At 74.2% G+C, this 18,015-nt stretch carries 17 protein-coding genes; 12 read left to right on the forward strand and 5 right to left on the reverse strand.

The genetic code is table 11. From position 1 onward, the window contains the following. The first annotated feature begins 22 nt into the window (after positions 1-22). From ACIO1C_RS24725 to ACIO1C_RS24750, 6 genes are all read left to right on the forward strand, one after another. Complete coding sequence (locus ACIO1C_RS24725; protein WP_401866927.1) at positions 23-1,840, forward strand: gamma-glutamyltransferase family protein; 1,818 nt, start codon at positions 23-25, stop codon at positions 1,838-1,840. 54 nt (positions 1,841-1,894) lie between these two features. After that, positions 1,895-2,821, forward strand: a complete 927-nt coding sequence (locus tag ACIO1C_RS24730; RefSeq protein ID WP_401866929.1) for an inositol monophosphatase family protein — start codon at positions 1,895-1,897, stop codon at positions 2,819-2,821. 124 nt (positions 2,822-2,945) lie between these two features. Beyond that, the gene (locus ACIO1C_RS24735; protein ID WP_401866931.1) at positions 2,946-4,361 is read left to right on the forward strand and encodes a phytoene desaturase family protein; all 1,416 of its coding nucleotides are present in this window, start codon (positions 2,946-2,948) and stop codon (positions 4,359-4,361) included. A gap of 64 nt (positions 4,362-4,425) precedes the next feature. Then, the gene (locus ACIO1C_RS24740) at positions 4,426-4,947 is read left to right on the forward strand and encodes an O-acetyl-ADP-ribose deacetylase (RefSeq protein WP_401866933.1); all 522 of its coding nucleotides are present in this window, start codon (positions 4,426-4,428) and stop codon (positions 4,945-4,947) included. Positions 4,948-5,027: 80 nt separating this feature from the next. Continuing rightward, a complete protein-coding gene (locus ACIO1C_RS24745) occupies positions 5,028-6,524 on the forward strand; it encodes an AlkA N-terminal domain-containing protein (protein ID WP_401866935.1) in 1,497 nt (498 codons plus the stop codon). Between the two features lie 11 nt (positions 6,525-6,535). After that, positions 6,536-7,042: a methylated-DNA--[protein]-cysteine S-methyltransferase gene (locus tag ACIO1C_RS24750; RefSeq protein WP_401866937.1), complete on the forward strand. Its 507-nt coding sequence runs from the start codon at positions 6,536-6,538 to the stop codon at positions 7,040-7,042. A gap of 57 nt (positions 7,043-7,099) precedes the next feature. On the opposite strand, the gene ACIO1C_RS24755 is transcribed toward ACIO1C_RS24750, so the two are convergent. The 3 genes from ACIO1C_RS24755 to ACIO1C_RS24765 all read right to left on the reverse strand — a co-directional run bounded on the left by ACIO1C_RS24755 (position 7,100) and on the right by ACIO1C_RS24765 (position 8,933). After that, positions 7,100-7,660, reverse strand: a complete 561-nt coding sequence (locus ACIO1C_RS24755; RefSeq protein ID WP_401866938.1) for a GrpB family protein — start codon at positions 7,658-7,660, stop codon at positions 7,100-7,102. Continuing rightward, on the reverse strand, positions 7,653-8,375 hold the full coding sequence (locus tag ACIO1C_RS24760; RefSeq protein WP_401866940.1) for an SIR2 family NAD-dependent protein deacylase: 723 nt from the start codon (positions 8,373-8,375) through the stop codon (positions 7,653-7,655). The genes ACIO1C_RS24755 and ACIO1C_RS24760 overlap by 8 nt, the downstream gene beginning before the upstream one ends. A 66-nt stretch (positions 8,376-8,441) precedes the next feature. Then, on the reverse strand, positions 8,442-8,933 hold the full coding sequence (locus ACIO1C_RS24765) for an NUDIX domain-containing protein (protein WP_401866942.1): 492 nt from the start codon (positions 8,931-8,933) through the stop codon (positions 8,442-8,444). Positions 8,934-9,038: 105 nt separating this feature from the next. On the opposite strand from ACIO1C_RS24765, the gene ACIO1C_RS24770 reads away from it, so the two are divergent. After that, positions 9,039-10,193, forward strand: coding sequence for a glycerate kinase (locus ACIO1C_RS24770; RefSeq protein ID WP_401866944.1), 1,155 nt, complete (start codon positions 9,039-9,041; stop codon positions 10,191-10,193). Between the two features lie 67 nt (positions 10,194-10,260). Here ACIO1C_RS24770 and ACIO1C_RS24775 read toward each other — a convergent pair whose 3' ends face one another. Then, positions 10,261-10,656, reverse strand: a complete 396-nt coding sequence (locus ACIO1C_RS24775; RefSeq protein WP_401866946.1) for a nuclear transport factor 2 family protein — start codon at positions 10,654-10,656, stop codon at positions 10,261-10,263. Between the two features lie 161 nt (positions 10,657-10,817). On the opposite strand from ACIO1C_RS24775, the gene ACIO1C_RS24780 reads away from it, so the two are divergent. Beyond that, positions 10,818-11,399: a TetR/AcrR family transcriptional regulator gene (locus tag ACIO1C_RS24780; RefSeq protein ID WP_401866948.1), complete on the forward strand. Its 582-nt coding sequence runs from the start codon at positions 10,818-10,820 to the stop codon at positions 11,397-11,399. A 455-nt stretch (positions 11,400-11,854) separates the two neighbouring features. After that, complete coding sequence (locus ACIO1C_RS24785) at positions 11,855-13,027, forward strand: lipid II:glycine glycyltransferase FemX (RefSeq protein WP_401867421.1); 1,173 nt, start codon at positions 11,855-11,857, stop codon at positions 13,025-13,027. 50 nt (positions 13,028-13,077) lie between these two features. Here ACIO1C_RS24785 and ACIO1C_RS24790 read toward each other — a convergent pair whose 3' ends face one another. Then, positions 13,078-14,277 (reverse strand): PucR family transcriptional regulator, encoded by a 1,200-nt coding sequence (locus ACIO1C_RS24790; protein ID WP_401866950.1) that lies wholly within the window; start codon positions 14,275-14,277, stop codon positions 13,078-13,080. A 223-nt stretch (positions 14,278-14,500) separates the two neighbouring features. Here ACIO1C_RS24790 and ACIO1C_RS24795 point away from each other — a divergent pair, with 223 nt between their 5' ends. From ACIO1C_RS24795 to ACIO1C_RS24805, 3 genes are all read left to right on the forward strand, one after another. After that, a complete protein-coding gene (locus tag ACIO1C_RS24795; RefSeq protein WP_401866952.1) occupies positions 14,501-15,301 on the forward strand; it encodes an ABC transporter ATP-binding protein in 801 nt (266 codons plus the stop codon). A 743-nt stretch (positions 15,302-16,044) separates the two neighbouring features. Beyond that, positions 16,045-17,127 (forward strand): ABC transporter ATP-binding protein, encoded by a 1,083-nt coding sequence (locus ACIO1C_RS24800; protein WP_401867424.1) that lies wholly within the window; start codon positions 16,045-16,047, stop codon positions 17,125-17,127. After that, complete coding sequence (locus tag ACIO1C_RS24805; RefSeq protein ID WP_401766225.1) at positions 17,124-18,014, forward strand: branched-chain amino acid ABC transporter permease; 891 nt, start codon at positions 17,124-17,126, stop codon at positions 18,012-18,014. Before ACIO1C_RS24800 ends, ACIO1C_RS24805 begins: the two co-directional genes overlap by 4 nt. Position 18,015: the final 1 nt, after the last annotated feature.

Below are 18,015 nucleotides of genomic sequence, written 5' to 3' on the forward strand. Positions count from 1 at the left end.
AAACAGCGAGGTGAGAGCCCGTATGTTCACCACCCGACCCACCCTCCAGGGCACCTTCGGCATGGTCTCCTCCACCCACTGGCTCGCCTCGCAGTCCGCGATGGCCGTCCTGGAGGGCGGCGGGAACGCGTACGACGCCGCCGTCGCCGCCGGGTTCGTGCTGCACGTCGTGGAGCCTCATCTCAACGGGCCCGCCGGTGAGGTGCCGATCATCCTGGCACCGGCCGGCGGTGACGTACGGGTGCTGTGCGGGCAGGGGCCCGCCCCCGCCGCCGCGACTGTCGCGCACTACCGCTCGCTCGGCCTCACCCTCGTCCCCGGCACCGGGCCCCTCGCCGCCGCCGTCCCCGGCGCCTTCGACGCCTGGATGCTGCTGCTCCGCGACCACGGCACGTGGACGCTCGCCGAGGTGCTGCGGTACGCCATCGGGTACGCGGAGGACGGCCACGCCCCCGTCGAACGGGTCGGCCAGACCGTCGAGACCGTCCGGGAACTCTTCGAGACCGAGTGGCCCTCGTCCGCCGCCGTCTACCTGCCCGACGGCAACGCCCCGGCCCCCGGAACGCTGTTCCGCAACCCCGCCCTCGCCGCGACCTGGCGCCGCCTCGTCGCCGAGGCCGAGGCGGCGGGCGCGGACAGGACCGTCCAGATCGAGGCCGCCCGGGCCGTCTGGCGCGAGGGGTTCATCGCCGAGGCGCTGGTGCGCCAGGCCGCCCGCCCGACCCTCGACACCAGCGGGGAGCACCACACCGGCACCCTGACCGCCGCCGACCTGGCCGGCTGGTCCGCGTCGTACGAGGCCCCCGCCACGTACGAGTGGGACGATTGGACGCTCTGCAAGGCGGGCGGCTGGAGCCAGGGCCCCGCCTTCCTCCAGCAGCTCGCCCTGCTGCCGTCCCGCGCGGCGGACCTGCCCGCGTACGGCTCCGCCGCGTACGTCCACCTCCTCGTCGAGGGCTGCAAGCTCGCGATGGCCGACCGGGAGGCCTGGTACGGCGACGCGGGGGAGGGGGCCGCCGGTGACGTGCCGCTCGACGTACTGCTCTCCGAGCCGTACAACACCGCGCGCCGGGCCCTGATCGGCGGGACGGCCTCGTACGAACTGCGCCCCGGCAGTCCTGAGGGGCGTACGCCGGTCCTCAGCGCGCACGCCGGAGCCGTCGCGGAGGGCGAGGAGTTCAGTGCGATGGGTGTCCCGGGCGCGGGGGAGCCGACCGTCTCCAAGGACGGCGCCACCCGGGGCGACACCTGCCACCTCGACATCGTGGACCGCTGGGGCAACATGGTCGCGGCCACCCCCAGCGGCGGCTGGCTCCAGTCGAACCCCGTCGTGCCCGAGCTGGGCTTCCCGCTCGGCACCCGGCTCCAGATGACCTGGCTGGAAGAGGGCCTGCCCAACTCCCTGGCCCCCGGCCGCCGTCCGCGCACCACCCTCACCCCGTCCCTCGCCCTGCGCGACGGGGTGCCGGTGCTCGCGTTCGGTACGCCCGGCGGGGACCAGCAGGACCAGTGGCAGCTCCACTTCTTCCTGGCCCTCGTCCTGCGCGGGTCCGTGCGCGGCGGACTCGACCTCCAGGGCGCCGTCGACGCGCCCAACTGGCACAACGACAGCTTCCCCAGCTCCTTCTACCCGCGCGGGATGCGGCCGGGCAGCGTGACGGTCGAGGAGGGCATGGACCCCGCCGTCATCGACGGACTGCGGCGGCTCGGCCATGACGTCACCGTCGGCGAGCCGTGGTCGGAGGGGCGGCTGTGTGTGGTGGCGAGGGATCCGGCGACGGGCGTCCTGTCGGCGGCGGCGAACCCGCGCGGCATGCAGGGTTACGCCGTAGGCCGCTGAGTTGTCACCCGACCTGTCATACGCGTTGTCAGTGCCGCGTGATGGTATGGACGCATGATCGATGACAGTGCGGGCAGCGCCGGCGGCGCCGGGTACGGAGACCTCCTGTCCACGAGGGTGCCGGTGCGCCGGACGGCCCCCGGGGCGGCGGCCGACGCTTCGACGGCCTCCGGGCCGCTGGTGTCCGCCGTCGAGGCGGCGGTCCGCGCGGCCGCCGCCGCCGAGATCATGCCGCGCTTCCGGCAGCTCGCCGCCCACGAGATCGTCGAGAAGAGCGGCCCGCACGACCTGGTCACCATCGCCGACCGGGGCGCCGAGGAGCACCTCACCGCCGCCCTGACCGCCCTGCTCCCCGGCTCCGTCGTCGTCGGCGAGGAGGCCGTGCACGCGGATCCTTCCGTGTACGACGCGCTGCGCGGCCAGGCGCCGGTGTGGATCGTGGACCCGGTCGACGGCACCGCCCAGTTCGTCCGGGGCGAGCCCGGATTCTGCACGCTCGTGGCCCTAGCCCAGGGCGGCGAGGTGCTGGCCTCGTGGACGTACGCCGCCGCGCTGGACGAGATGGCGATCGCCGTGCGCGGCCGGGGCGCCTGGCTGGACGGCACCCGCCTGCGCTCCGGCGCCCCCGCGCCCGGCGCGCCGCTCACCGTCGCCATGTCCCACCCGGACTACACGACCGAGGACCAGAAGCGCGCGCTCCTCGCCCTCCGTACCGAAGGCGTCGACACCCGCGCGTGCGGTTCCGCGGGACTGGAATACCTGGCCCTGGCACGCGGCGCCCTCGACGCGGTCGCGTTCAGCTGGGAGCTGGCCTGGGACCACGCGGCGGGGCTGCTCCTGGTGGCCGAGGCGGGCGGCGGGGACACGACGCTCGCGGGCGAGCCGTTCCGGATCACGGGCGGCAACACGCTCCCCTTCACGGCCGCCCGCGACGCGGCCACGGCACGTCGGATACGGGACCTGCTGCTGGCCGGGGCCTGACCGGGGCCTGGCCGGGGCCCCTCCCGGCGGCGCCCGGCCGTCGCGGACAGTACCGGCGTCCGGGCTGTCCGTGCCCAGGAATATCCTGGGGGTCCTGGCCATCGGCTGACGAAGGAGTCCGAAGGTGCCGTCGATGCTCGATGCAGTCGTCGTGGGGGCGGGCCCCAACGGACTGACCGCCGCGGTCGAACTGGCCCGCCGCGGCTTCTCCGTGGCCGTTTTCGAAGCCAGGGACACCGTGGGCGGGGGCGCCAGGACGGAGGAGCTGACCCTCCCCGGATTCCGCCACGACCCCTGCTCCGCCGTCCACCCGCTGGGCGCGGGGTCCCCCGTCTTCAAGACCATGCCCCTCGACCGGTACGGCCTGGAGTGGCTGCACCCCGAGCTGCCCATGGCCCACCCGTTCGACAACGGCACGGCCGCCGTGCTGTCCCGCTCCGTCGCCGAGACCGCCGCGTCGTTCGGCGCGCGCGACGCCGGGGCGTACCGGCGGCTCGTGGCGCCCTTCCTCGGCCGGTGGGACGAACTGGCCCAGGACTTCATGTCCCTGCCGCTGACCACCCTCCCGCGCCACCCCGTCACCCTCGCCCGCTTCGGTCTCGCCGGCCTCCCGCCGTACGGCGTGCTGGCGCGCCGGTTCCGCGACGAGAAGGCGCGGGCCCTGTTCGCCGGACTGGTCGCGCACGTGATCGCCCCGCTGAACGGCATCGCCACCGGCGCCGTCGGCCTGATCTTCGCCCTCGCGGCGCACGCGGGCGGCTGGCCGGTGCCGCGCGGCGGCTCCCAGTCGATCTCCGACGCGCTCACCGCGTACCTCCGGGCCCTCGGCGGCACGGTCCACACCGGGTACGAGATCAAGCGGCTGGACGACCTGCCGCCCGCGCGCGCGTACGTCTTCGACACCTCACCGACCGCGCTCGCCCGGATCGCGGGGCTCGGCAGGGTGTACGACGGATACCGCTACGGGGCGAGTGTCTTCAAGATCGACTACGCGCTGGACGGGCCCGTGCCCTGGACGGCCGAGGAGCCGCGCCGGGCCGGCACGGTCCAGGTGGGCCCCACCACCGGGGAGATCGGCAGGGCGCTGCGGGAGGCGTCGGGCGGACAGGCGCCCACGACCCCGTTCCTGATCACCGCCCAGCCCAGCCTGGTCGATCCGTCGCGCGCGCCCGAGGGCAAGCACGTGTTCTGGGCGTACGGCCACGTCCCGAACGGCTGGGACGGCGATCTGACCGACGCCGTCGAGCGGCAGATCGAGCGCTTCGCCCCCGGCTTCCGCGACCGGGTCCTGGCCCGGGCGACGGCGGGCCCGCCGCAGCTCGCGGCCAAGAACGCGAATTACGTGGGCGGCGACATCGCGTGCGGCGCCGCCTCGGGCCTCCAGCTGATGCTGCGGCCGAAGATCTCCCTGTTCCCGTACACGACCCCGCACCCGGCGGTCTTCCTCTGCTCGTCGGCGACTCCGCCCGGGCCCGGGGTGCACGGCATGTCGGGGCACAACGCGGCGAAGGCGGTGTGGCGACGGCTGCGGGCGGAGTGACGGTGCTCCGGGTGGACCCTATTGGGCGTGCGCTTCACGGCCCCGGCCTGACAGAGTTTCCCGCATGGCACATCTGACACTGGTCCAGGGCGACATCACGCGGCAGCGCATGGACGCGATCGTCAACGCCGCCAACTCGTCGCTGCTCGGCGGCGGCGGGGTCGACGGCGCGATTCACCGGCGCGGCGGCCCCGAGATCCTGGCCGAGTGCCGGAAGCTGCGGGCCGGGCACTACGGCCGGGGGCTGCCCACGGGCCAGGCCGTCGCCACCACGGCCGGCCTCCTCGACGCCCGCTGGGTGATCCACACCGTCGGACCCGTCTGGGCCCGTGACGAGGACCGCTCCGGCCTGCTCGCCTCCTGCTACCGCGAGTCCCTGAGGATCGCCGCGGAACTGGGCGCGCGGACGGTCGCCTTCCCGGCCGTCTCCACCGGCGTCTACGGCTGGCCGATGGACGACGGCGCCCGGATCGCGGTCCGCACGGCACGCGAGGCGGCGGTGGCACCGGTCGAGGAGGTGCGGTTCGTGCTCTTCGACGCGGCGGCGTACGGGGCGTTCGAAACGGCGCTGGCAGCGGCGTCCTGACGGGATCATGGAGACCGAGCCCCACCCTGATGTCGGATTCCTGCCAGCCCCCGCCTCCCCGGTGCCGGATGCTGGAGGGCATGTACACCGACACCGAGCGCTGCGTACGGGCCGTCAGGTCCAAGGACGCGCGGTTCGACGGGTGGTTCTTCACCGCCGTCCTGACCACCCGGATCTACTGCCGGCCCAGCTGTCCCGCCGTGCCCCCCAAGGCCGAGAACATGACCTTCTACCCCAGCGCGGCCGCCTGCCAGCAGGCCGGTTTCCGGGCCTGCAAGCGGTGCCGGCCCGACACCAGCCCCGGCTCACCGGAGTGGAACGCCCGCGCCGACACGGTCGCCCGCGCGATGCGGCTCATCCAGGACGGCGTCGTGGACCGCGAGGGCGTGCCCGGACTCGCCGGCCGCCTCGGGTACTCCGCCCGGCAGATCGAGCGCCAGCTCCTCGCCGAACTGGGCGCGGGGCCGCTGGCCCTGGCCCGCGCCCAGCGCGCCCAGACCGCCCGCGTCCTCATCGAGACGACCGCGCTGCCGATGGCCGAGGTCGCCTTCGCGGCCGGTTTTGCGTCGATCCGGGCCTTCAACGGCACGGTCCGCGAGGTCTTCGCCCTCTCACCGAGCGAGTTGCGCACGCGCGGGGCCCGTCGCGGCCACCGGGGCGGTGGTGCGCGCGGCGACGAGGCGCCCGCCCCCGGCGTGATCTCCCTGCGGCTCCCCTTCCGCGCGCCCCTCAACCCCGACAACCTCTTCGGCCACCTCGCCGCGACGGCCGTGCCCGGTGTGGAGGAGTGGCGGGACGGCGCGTACCGCCGCACACTCTCCCTGCCGTACGGACACGGCATCGTCGCCCTGTCGCCGCGCCCCGACCACATCGCCTGCCGGCTCTCGCTCACCGATCCGCGCGACCTGACCTTCGCGATCAGCGCGTGCCGCCGGATGCTCGACCTGGACGCCGACCCGGTCGCCGTGGACGAGCAGCTGCGGTCCGATCCCCTGCTGGCCCCGCTGGTCGACAAGGCGCCGGGCCGCCGGGTGCCCCGTACCGCCGACGCCGCAGAGTTCGCCGTACGGGCCGTGCTCGGCCAACAGGTCTCCACGGCGGCGGCCCGCACCCACGCCGCGCGGCTGGTCACGGCGTACGGCGTGCCGGTCGACGACCCCGAGGGCGGCCTCACCCACCTCTTCCCGACCACCGAGGCCCTGACGTCACTGGACCCGGAGGCCCTCGCGCTGCCGCGCAGCCGGCGTACCACCCTCACCACGCTGGTCGGCGCCCTCGCCGACGGCTCGCTCCGGCTCGGCACCGACAGCGACTGGGACGAGGCCCGCGCCCGGCTCATGGCGTTGCCCGGCTTCGGGCCCTGGACGGTCGAGGTCATCGCGATGCGCGCGCTCGGCGACCCGGACGCGTTCCTGCCGGGCGACCTCGGTGTCCGCAGGTCGGCCGCCGCGCTGGGCCTGCCCGCCACCCCGGCCGCGCTCACCGCCCGGGCCGCGGCCTGGCGCCCGTGGCGGGCCTACGCGGTGCAGTACCTGTGGGCGACCGAGGACCACGCCATCAACCACCTTCCCGTATAGGAAAGTTCCCCATGCTCAAGCAGCACACCGTGATCGACAGCCCGTACGGACCCCTCACGCTCGTCGCCACCGACGGCCTCCTGAGCGGCCTCTACATGGTCCAGCACCGCCACCGCCCGGCGGAGGAGACCTTCGGCGAACCGGACCCCCGGCCGTTCGGCGAGGTACGGCGTCAGCTCACCGCCTACTTCGACCGCGAACTGACCACGTTCGAGCTGCCGTTGCACCTGGCGGGCACCCCGTTCCAGCGCAGTGTGTGGGAGCGGCTGGCGCGCATCCCGTACGGCGAGACGCGGTCGTACGGCGAACTGGCCGAGGCCCTCGGCAAACCGGGCGCCTCACGGGCGGTGGGACTGGCCAACGGCAAGAACCCGGTCAGCATCATCGTGCCCTGCCACCGGGTCATCGGCTCGACCGGCGGCCTCACCGGGTACGGCGGCGGCCTGGACCGCAAGCAGCGCCTGCTGGTGTTCGAGGGGGCGGCGGCCGAAGTCCCGTCGACGGCAACGCTGTTCTGACCGGCCCCTGCGAAGTCCCCGCGACGGCAACGCTGTTCTGACCCGGCCGGTAGGAACTTACTCCGGAAGCTCCTCCAGTACCGGACGCGCGATCCCGGCCGCCCGCAGCACCCGCGCCACGAACTCCGCCTTGCCGTTCGTGTACGCGTTCCTGGCGGTCGGATGCTCGCGCACCAGCCGGGACTTGAGCTGTTCGTACTCCGCCGCCAGCGACGGATCCGCGCGCAGCGCGTCCCGGAACGCGAGCAGCGCCGTGGCCCGCGCGTCACCGTGCACGGCGACATGCAGATGGTGCGTCCGCGCCTCCGGACGCGGTCGCAGGAACCACAGCCGGGTGTCCCCGCGCGGATCGTCCGGCCAGTACAGCCAGCCGCCGGCCGACAGGACCCGTACCATCGCGGCCCGCGCCCCGCCGTCCAGGGACCGTACCGGCGCCAGGACGTCCACCACGGGCTTGGCCCGCAGGCCGGGCACCGCCGTCGAGCCGACGTGTTCGGCGGGCGCGGCCAGCCACGGCGCGAGGAGCACCGCCAGCCGGTCCCGCTGTTCCGCGAAGGCCACGGCCCACGCCGGGTCGTGGGCCGCCAGAGACACTCCCATGTCGGCGCGCTCAGCCACCGTGGAACCTCTTCAGCAGCGTGGGCAGCGCCGTACCGATCGGCTCCCGCACGATCTCGTCGGCCCGGTCGTCGTACGGCGTCGGGTCGGCGTTCACCACGATCAGCCGCGCCCCGTGGTCGGCGGCGATGCCCGCCAGCGAGGCGGCCGGCTGCACCTGGAGAGTCGTACCGACCGCGAGGAACACCTCGCACGCCTTGGCGATCGCCATCGCCTGCGCCAGCACCTCGGGGTCGAGCCGCTCACCGAACATCACCGTCGCCGACTTGAGGATCCCGCCGCACACCAGACACGGCGGATCCTCCTCACCCGCCGCGACCCGGGCCAGCGCCTCCTGCATCGGGGCCCGCGCGTGACAGCGCGCACAGCTGGTCTCCCGTGCGGTGCCGTGCAGTTCGAGCACCTTCCGGGCGGGCATCCCCGCCCGCTGGTGCAGTCCGTCGACGTTCTGGGTGAGGACCCGGACCGCCGTCCCCGACCGCTCGAGATCGGTCACCGCCCGGTGGCCCGCGTTGGGCTCCGCCCGCCACGTGGGGCTGTCGGTGCGCACACGCCAGGCGCGCCGCCGGATCTCGGGGTCGTTCACGTACGTGTCGTACGTGACGAGCTTCTCGGCCCCGGGATCACGCCGCCACAGGCCGTTCGGCCCGCGGTAGTCGGGGATGCCGGAGTCCGTGGAGATCCCGGCGCCGCTGAGGATCGCGACGAGAGTCATGCCCCGAGCGTACGCAGCGGCCACGAGCGGCGGCGACCCCATTGACCCTGGCGCCCGCCGCTCCCGTCAGCCCACCCGCCTGCCGTTCTCCAGCTCGACCGTGCCCGCGCCCGACTCCACGGCGTCCAGCGCCGCCAGCACCCGCCCCGCCAGCGAGCCCAGCAGGTACGTGGTCAGCTCCTCGCGGGGCAGCAGCCGCCAGGACAGCAGCTCCGCCTCCTGAAGTTGGACCGCGCCGAGCTGCTCCGGCGTCAGCACACCGCCGTCGTACAGATACGCCGCGATCGGCGGCCGGGCGACGCCCGCCACCCAGTCGACCGCGAGCAGCCGGCCCGGCTCGATGTCGAGGCCGATCTCTTCGAGCGTCTCGCGCCGCGCGCCCTGGCGGGGGGTCTCGCCGTCGTCGGACTCGATGGTGCCGCCGGGCAGCGCCCAGCCCTCCCGGTAGTTCGGCTCGACGGCCAGGACACGTCCCTCGCCGTCCCTGAAGAGCATGGCCGCGCCGGCGAGGACGCGCGGGAGTCCCGCGATGTACGCGGCGTAGTCGGTGTCCGTCACCGGCTCAGCGTATCGGGCGGGACCCGGGGGCCATGGGCAGAGTGCCACCCGTGCGGATAGGGTCCAAGGGGCGCGACTGCCTGTTCGACAGCAAGGGATAACAACGTGACGGACGGAGCAGTAACCGATACCGCGCGCGTGCTCATCGCGGCGGACAAGTTCAAGGGGTCGCTCACGGCGGTGCAGGTCGCCGAGCGGGTGACGGCCGGCCTGCACCGGATCGCGCCCCACGTGGCGGTCGAGACGATGCCCGTCGCGGACGGCGGCGACGGCACGGTGGCCGCCGCGGTGGCGGCGGGATTCGAACGGCATGAGGTACGGGTCACCGGACCGCTCGGCGGCGGACTGACCGCCGCCTTCGCCCTCCGGGACGGCACGGCGGTCGTGGAGATGGCGGAGGCCTCCGGCCTGGCCCATCTGCCGGACGGGGTCTTCGCCCCGCTCACGGCCGGTACGTACGGCTCCGGCGAGCTGCTGCGCGCCGCGCTCGACGCGGGGGCGCACACCATCGTCTTCGGCGTGGGCGGCAGCGCCACCACGGACGGCGGCGCGGGCATGCTGGCCGCGCTCGGCGCCCGCTTCCTGACCGCGGAGGGCACACCCGTCCCCCCGGGCGGCGGCGGACTGCGGGACCTGGCCACCGCCGACCTCTCCGGACTGGACCCCCGGCTCGCCAGGACGGACATCGTCCTGGCCAGTGACGTCGACAATCCGCTGACCGGGCCCAAGGGCGCCGCGGCCGTCTACGGACCGCAGAAGGGCGCGAGCCCGGAGGACGTGGCGGTCCTGGACGCGGCCCTCACCCACTACGCCACGGTCCTGGAGGCGTCCCTCGGCTCCCGGGCCACGCGTCTCGCGCTGTCCCCGGGCGCGGGCGCGGCGGGCGGCATCGGCTACGGCGCTCTCGTCGGCCTCCACGCGAGCTTCCGCCCCGGCATCGAGGTGATGCTCGACGTCCTCGGCTTCGCCGCCGCGCTGTCCCGGGCGACGCTGGTCATCACGGGGGAGGGCTCCCTGGACGACCAGACACTCCACGGCAAGGCGCCGGCGGGGGTCGCCGCGGCGGCCCGCGCCAAGAACGTCGAGGTCATCGCCGTCTGCGGCCGACTGGCCCTGCCGCCGGAGGCCCTGGGCCGCGCGGGCATCCGGCGCGCGTACGCCCTCACGGACCTGGAGAAGGACCCGGCTGTGTGCATGGCCGAGGCGGGGCCGCTGCTGGAGCGGCTGGCGGCGGACATCGCGAAGGACTTCCTGACGTGAGGGCCGTCGGCGGCGGCGCTTCCGGTCTTCCTCGCGTGCCCAGGGCCGGGGTGGGTGGGCTGGTGGGCTAGTGGGCTCCGGCGATGCGGCGTAGTTCGACCAGGTCCCAGTAGAAGGGGCGGATGTCGGTGACTTTGCCGTTCTCGATCCAGAAGCATTCGGCCACGGGCATGGTCCAGGGTTGGCCGTCGGTGTCGGTGCCGTGGGCCTGGACCAGGCCGATGACGCGGTGGGGGCCGTCGGCGACGATCTCCTGGACGGTTACTCCGGTCACGTTGAGGGTGCGGAAGACGAGGGCGCCGGCGTCGTCGGCGGCCTGGCCTTGCCAGTGTCCGGGTACCGGATGGCCGGGGGCCTGCGTGAGGGTGTAGTCGTCGGATACCAGTTCGGACAGCTGGTCCAGGTCGCCGGAGTCGGCGACGGCGTACATGCGGCGGACGATCTCGCGGTTGTGCTCAGTCATGGTGGTACTCCTTTGCGGACTGCGGCGGGGGCGGCGGGTGGGCTGGTCATGGCTGCCGCCGGGTGGGTACAGTCAAATCCGGAATTCGTTCCGCTTACGGGTTCGACCATAAACGGAACTGATTCCGTTTGCAATCGGGGCAGGCTGGAGGAGGGCGACGTATGGCAGAGCAGGAACCCAGGCGGCAGCGCGCTGACGCGCTGCGCAACAGGCAGCGTCTGCTGGAGACCGCGGTCCAGGCCTTCGCCGAGCAGGGCACCAAGACCACGCCGGCCGTCATCGCCAAACGCGCCGGCGTCGGTGTGGGCACCCTCTACCGGCACTTCCCCACCCGCGAGGCCCTGGTCGACGCGGCCTACCGTCACGAGCTGGACCAGCTGTGCGCCGCCGTCCCCGACCTCCTGGCCGACCACACCGCCGCCCAAGCACTGCGGACCTGGGCGGACCGCTTCCTGCACTACGCCAGCACCAAACGCGGCATGACCGACGCCCTGGCCGAAGTCATCGCCTCGGGAGCCGACCCGTACACCCAGAGCCGGGCCATGCTCACCACCGCCACCGGTACGCTCCTGGCCGCCGGCGCCGCCGACGGCACCCTGCGCACCGACCTCAGTGACGACGATGTCCTCCTCAGCCTCAGCGGCGTCGCCCAGGCCACCGGCGAATACGGCACACCCCAGCAGGCCGGGCGGCTCCTGGACCTCCTCATGGACGCGCTCACCCAGCCCGCGCAGCACCGATAGCGCCCCTTGGGCAGTGGCGGCTTCGACTCATCTCTTCCTGAGCGTGGCTGCCCCGCGCTCCGGCGGTGCCGGGCCACGGAGTGATCGAGGGCGGGTACCCCGCCTCATCGACGCCGTCGACCGCGCCGCGGCGACGGGCAGCCCCCGGACGGTGGACCGACCGACCTGTCCGCACCGCTCTCCGGCCCGGATCGCGGTGGTCCGGATGCCGTCGGCCGTCCGGTAGAAGGCCCCGCCCCCCCCAGGCGGACCCGGTGGGGCCGGGATTGCCCCCCCGACCCTCACCGTCACTCCGCCGGACCGGCGACCCCTGGTCGGGTGGGGAGCGTCCCGGCACGTCCGCAGGCTGCCGCGGGGCGACCACGTGAGGCGGGGCGGGGCGTCACCCTCCCGGACGCCCCTTCGCGTGTCCGCTCCGCCCCGGCCCGTACGGCACGTATGACTGGACCATGAGCATCAGCTACCGACTGAGGACGATCACCCGCGAGGAGCACCTGGCCTTCGTCCGCGCCAGACCCTCCGTCAGCCACATGCAGGTCCCGTCGTGGGGAGACGTCAAGCCGGACTGGCGGGCGGAGAGCGTCGGCTGGTTCGAGGGCGGCGACAGCCCCGGCGAGGCGTACACCGGCGGTTCCGGCGAGGTGCGTGGTGCCGGGCGGATGGTCGGGGCGGGGCTGGTCCTCTACCGGCCGCTGCCCAGGATCAGGCGGTACCTCGCCTATCTGCCCGAGGGCCCCGTCATCGACTGGTACGCCGCCGACCTGGCCGACCGGCTGACCCCGATGCTCGCCCACCTGAAGTCCCGGGGCGCCTTCTCGGTGAAGATGGGCCCGCCGGTCGTCGCCCGCCGCTGGGACGCGGAGGCGCTCAAGGCGGCCGTCGCCGACCCGGCCGCGCACCGGCTGCGGGACGTCACGGCCACCACCACCGACCCCCGCGCCCTGCGCGTCGCCGACCGGCTGCGCGAACTGGGCTGGCGGCAGGGCGAAGACCCGGCCGGGGACGGATTCGCCGCCGGACAGCCCCGGTACGTCTTCCAGGTCCCGCTCGGAGGACGGTCGCTGGACGCGATCCAGCAGGGCTTCAATCAGCAGTGGCGCCGCAACATCAAGAAGGCCGAGAAAGCCGGGGTCAAGGTCGTCCGCGGCGGTTACGACGACCTGCCGGCCTTCTACACGCTGTACCGGGAGACCGCGGAACGCGACCGGTTCCTGCCCCGGCCGCTGCCGTACTTCGAACGCATGTGGACCGCGCTCACGGCCGAGGACCCCGACCGCATGCGGCTCTACCTCGCCCACCACGACGGCGAGATCCTGTCCGCCGCCACGATGCTCACCGTCGGCGACCACGTCTGGTACTCGTACGGCGCCTCCACCTCCCGCCGCCGGGAGGTGCAGCCCAACAACGCCGTCCAGTGGCGGATGTTGAGCGACGCCCACGCGGACGGCGCACGCGTCTACGACCTGCGCGGCATCACCGACACCCTCGACGAGAGCAACCATCTGCTCGGGCTGCTGCGCTTCAAGGCGGGTACGGGAGGCGAGGCCGCCGAGTACCTGGGCGAGTGGGACTTCCCGCTCAACAAGCCGCTGCACAAGGCGTTCCAGCTCTACATGGCCCGCCGCTGAGGCCGCTGCCCGGACCCGTGATGATCCGTCAGCCCGGTGTCACCCCGGTGTCACCCCGGCGTCAGCCGGAACGCGTCCAGGGCCAGGGTCATCTCGATCAGGTCCCGTGGCCGCGACAGCGAACGGGACGTGAGGTGTTCCAGCCGGCGCAGCCGGTTGAACACCGTGTTCCGGTGGCAGTACAGCCGGGTGGCCGCCCGCCCCGCCGAACCCCCGTACTCCAGCCAGGCGTCCAGCGTCTCCAGCAGTACGGCCCGGTCGGACGGGTCCAGTTCGAGCAGCGGGCCGAAGACGTCCGCGATCAGCCGGGCGGCCAGCTCCGGCTGGCTGACCACCAACGCCGTCGGCAGACACGCGTCCAGACGGACCATCTGCTGACCGCCCGGCGCGATCGTCCGTAACGCCGTCTCGGCCAGCCTCCGTGCCAGACCCAGCTCCGTGAGGCTCTCCACCACGGGGCTGATCCCGCCGGGCCCCGGACAGGGCCGGCCCAGCTCCTCGGCCAGCTCCGTGAGGCCCGCGTCCGGTTCCAGCGCCACCACCGCGATCTCGCAGTCGGCCCGCATCCGCCAGAAGAACCGCATGCCCTCGGCGGCGGTGATCCGCTCGAACGGCTCGCGACCGCCCTGCCGTTCGACCCGGACCACCACCACCGCGTACCGCCCCTGCTCGGGCAGGTCGAGACCCGCCGCCGCGCGGGCCGCGAGGCCCGGTGAGGCCCGGCCCTCCAGCAGCGCGTCCAGCAACGCCTGCACCCGTTCGTCGCTGCGCCGGTGCATCTCCCTCTCCGTCGTCCGGTACGCCTCCGCGACGGCGGTCGCCTGGAGGTCCACCCCCGACCACATGTGGGACGCCGTGTGCACCAGTAACGGCAGGTCCGCGGGGGCCTGTTCGCCGACGATCCGCAACAGCTCGTCCCAGACCAGGTAGCCCGCGTGCCGGTAGGCGTGCAACAGGAGGTCGAGGGCCAGGCCCTGTTCGGCCCGGCGCCGGCCCAGCGCCCTGGCGTACTCCAGGTCGGGCCGGGGCGCCGAGCGCGGCGCGGTGATCGCCTCGATGCCGTACCGCAGCGCCCGGTCGATCTGCTGCCAGTGCTCGTCGCGCGGCACGGCGAGGTCGAACTGGAGCGAATGCGCGCGCAGTTCCTCGATCAGCTGGTCGGTGAGGCGTGGTACGCGGTCCAGCAGCGCGCGCGAGGCGCTCGCCAGAACGGACCACTCGCGATCGGTACGCGCTCTGCGGCCACCCATGGCTGGTGAGGATGCCATCGACGGCCCCGGTGGGACAGCCCCCCGGCAGAAGACCTCCCGGACGGCCTTCCGGCGTTGTGCGCGTGCACAACGCGGGCGGTGCGCCGCTGGTCATCGGCAGCGATTGTGCCCGGCGTCGTGGACGCTGCCACCGCCCGGTGTTGTGGTGTGGCTCCGGACGGACGGCCGCCCCCGGGCGGCCCGGAGGAACGGAGGCCCAGGGATGACCGCGCTCGAAGTGCGTGCGCTGTCCGTCGGTTACGGTCCGGTGCGGGCCCTGCGCGAGGTCTCCCTCGACGTGCCGCCCGGCCGGATCGTCGCCGTGCTCGGCGGCAACGGCGCGGGCAAGTCCACGCTGCTGCGCGCCATTTCACGCACCCTGGGCTTCCACCGGGGGAGAGCGGGCGCGGGCACGGTCCGGTTCGACGGCCGCCCGCTGGACGGGCTCGCGCCGGCCCGGGTGGTGGCCGCGGGGGTGGTCCACGTACCGGAGGGGCGGCAGGTGTTCGCCCGGATGACGGTCGCCGACAACCTGCGGGCGGGCGCGCTGGGGGCGCGGGGAGGCCGCAAGGAGAGCGCGCGGAGCCTGGCGCGCGTACGGGAGCTGTTCCCCGTCCTCGCGGACCGCGCGCAACAACGAGCCGGACTCCTCTCCGGCGGAGAGCAGCAAATGCTGGCGCTGGGACGGGCGTTGATGGCCCGCCCGAGGCTGCTGCTCCTGGACGAGCCGTCGCTGGGGCTGGCCCCGCTGATGGCCGCGCGGATCGCGGAGACCGTCCAGGAGATCAACGCCACCGGTACGTCGGTCCTGTTGGTGGAGCAGAACGCGGCGATCGCGCTGCGACTGGCCTCGACGGCGTACGTCCTGGAGGTCGGCGAGGTCACCCTCGAAGGCACCGCGGCGGACCTGGCCGCGTCGGACGAGGTCAGACGCCGCTACCTCGGCGTGGTCGACGAGACGGCGGCGGCCGACGCGGCCCGCGCGGGCGTCTCCGCCCCGACCCTGAGGCGGTGGCCGGCGTGAACACGACGACGCCTGGCGGCGCGACGCCGGCTGCCCCGAGGCGCGGCGTTCCCGCGCCGGGCGCCCCGAGGCTGAGCGCTCCCACGCCGGACAGCGCCCCGGCGCCGGGCGGTGCCTCGACTCTGGGTCCCCCGATGCGGGGTGCCCCCACGCCGAGCGCTCCGACGTCGGCTGCCCCGACGGCGGCCGTTCCTAAGTCGGCCGGCGCGATGCTGGCCGCCTCGACTCTGGGTCCCCCGATGCGGGGAGCCTCCACGCCGAGCGCTCCGACGTCGGCTGCCCCGACGGCGTACGGCACGACGCCGGGCGTTCCTACGCCGGGCGGCGCGATGCTGGCCGCCTCGACTCTGGGAGTCCCGACGCCGGGTGTTCCCACGCCGAGCGCTCCGATGCAGTACGGCACGATGCTGGGCGCTCCCACGCCGGGCGGCGCGATCCCGAGCGCCCCGACAGTGGGTGTCCCGACGCCGGGTGTTCCCACGGTGAGCGGCCTGACGCCGGGCGTTCCTGCGTCGGGCGGCGCATCACTGAAGGGGAGTTCCACCCCGGGTGACCCGAGGCCGGGTGCTCCTGCGCCGGGCGGCGCGATCCCGAGCGCCCCGACAGTGGGTGTCCCGACGCCGGGTGTTCCCACGGTGAGCGGCCTGACGCCGGGCGTTCCTGCGTCGGGCGGCGCATCACTGAAGGGGAGTCCCACCCCGGGTGATTCGAGGCCGGGTGCTCCTGCGCCGGGCGGTGCGACGCTGGGTGGCAGTCGCACCCAGGGTGGTCCGACCCGGGGCGCCCCGTCGCCAGGCGCTCCCACGCCCGGTGGCGCCCCGGCGCCCGGCGGCGCGCGGCGCGGTGTTCCGTGGCGTGGTGGCCCGCGGTGGCGGACCGGCGCGGACGGTTCGTCCGTCGGCGGGCCGCCCACCCGTGGCCCCGCCGACGGCGATCCGTCCGCCGGACCGCCCGGCCGCTCCGCGACCCCGCCCCCCGGACCGCCCTCCGGACCGTCCGGCCGCTCCGCGACCCCGCCCCCCGGAACCCCTCCCACCCTCACCCTCACCGACCTCACCGTCCGCTTCGCCGGGCTCACCGCCCTCGACGCCGTCTCCTTCACCGTCGAGCCGGGCAGTGTGCACGCCGTCATCGGACCCAACGGCGCGGGCAAGTCCACCTGCTTCAACGTCCTTTCGGGCGTCTACCGGGCCACGGCCGGCAGCGTCCGCCTCGGTGACACCGAGCTGACCGGGCTCGCTCCGCACCGGATCGCCGCCCTCGGCATCGCCCGTACGTTCCAGAACCTCGCCCTGCCCCCGCACGCCACCGTCGCCGACACCCTGCTGCTCGGCCGCCACCGGCTCACCCGTGCCGGGTTCCTCGCCACCGGGCTCGGGCTGCCCTCCGCCGCCCGCGAGGCCCGCCGCCACCGGGCCAGGGTCGCCGAGATCGCCGAGTTCGTCGGACTCGCCGACGACCTCGACCGGCCGGCCGGGACCCTCCCGTACGGCAAACAGAAACTCGTCGAACTGGGCCGCGCGCTCTGCATGGAGCCCCGCGTGCTCCTCCTGGACGAGCCCGTCGCCGGGATGACCGCCGACGAACGGCGGCGCACGGCCGCCGTCGTCTCCGGGGTGCGCGACAGCCTCGGCATCTCGATCGTGCTGGTCGAACACGACATGGGGGTGGTGATGCGGCTCGCCGACACGGTGACCGTCCTCGACTTCGGCCGCGGGATCGCGAGCGGCCCGCCCGCGCGCGTACAGAACGATCCCGCCGTCGTACGCGCCTACCTGGGCGCCGACGCCGCGCCCGACCCCGCCGAGCAGGAGCCGACGCCGTGACCACCTTCATCGAACTCCTCCTCGGCGGCCTGTCCATGGGCTCCGTCTACGCCCTGATCGCCCTCGGCTTCGTGGTCATCTTCAAGGCCACCGAGGTCGTCAACTTCGCCCACGCCTCACTCCTCCTGGCAGGCGGCTACCTCACCGCCGTCCTCCACGACGATCTCGGCTTCTGGCCCGCGCTCGCCGTCGGCGTCGCGGGCGCGGCGGTGGTCGGCTCCGCCGTCGAGTTCCTCGTGATGCGCCGCTACCGGGGCTCCGACCACAGCGTCCTCGCCATCGTCACCATCGGCGTCGACATCCTGCTGACCACCGAACTCACCCGCCGCCTCGGCACGGACGTGCTCGCGCTCGGCGACCCCTGGGGCGACCGCGTCCTCACCTTCGGCGGGGTCACCCTCGCCCAGACACGGGTGGCCGCGTTTGTCGCCGCGGCCCTGCTCATCACGGCCTTCCTGCTCGCCTTCCGGTACACCACCTGGGGTGTCGCCATGCGCGCGGCGGCCGAGAACCCGACCACCGCCGCGCTGATGGGCGTACGGCTCGGCCGGGTCTCGCTCTCCGCGTGGGCGGTCGCCGGGGCGCTCGCCGCCGTCGCCGCGCTCTTCCTCACCGTCTTCCCGACCCCCGGCCTCGAACGCGCCACCTCCCTCGCCGCCCTCAAGGCCTTCCCCGCCGCCATCCTCGGCGGGCTCGACTCGACCACCGGAGCCCTGGCCGGCGGGCTGATCGTGGGGGTCACCGAATCACTCGCCACCGGCTACCAGAGCGATCTGGCCTTCCTGGGACGCGGGATCGGCGATCTCGCCCCCTATCTCGTGATGGTCGCCGTCCTCCTCGTCCGGCCCGCCGGGCTCTTCGGCACGAAGGAGCCGGCCCGTGTCTGAC

Origin of the sequence: Streptomyces sp. NPDC087420, from assembly GCF_044744165.1 — a bacterium.
Taxonomy (GTDB): domain Bacteria; phylum Actinomycetota; class Actinomycetes; order Streptomycetales; family Streptomycetaceae; genus Streptomyces.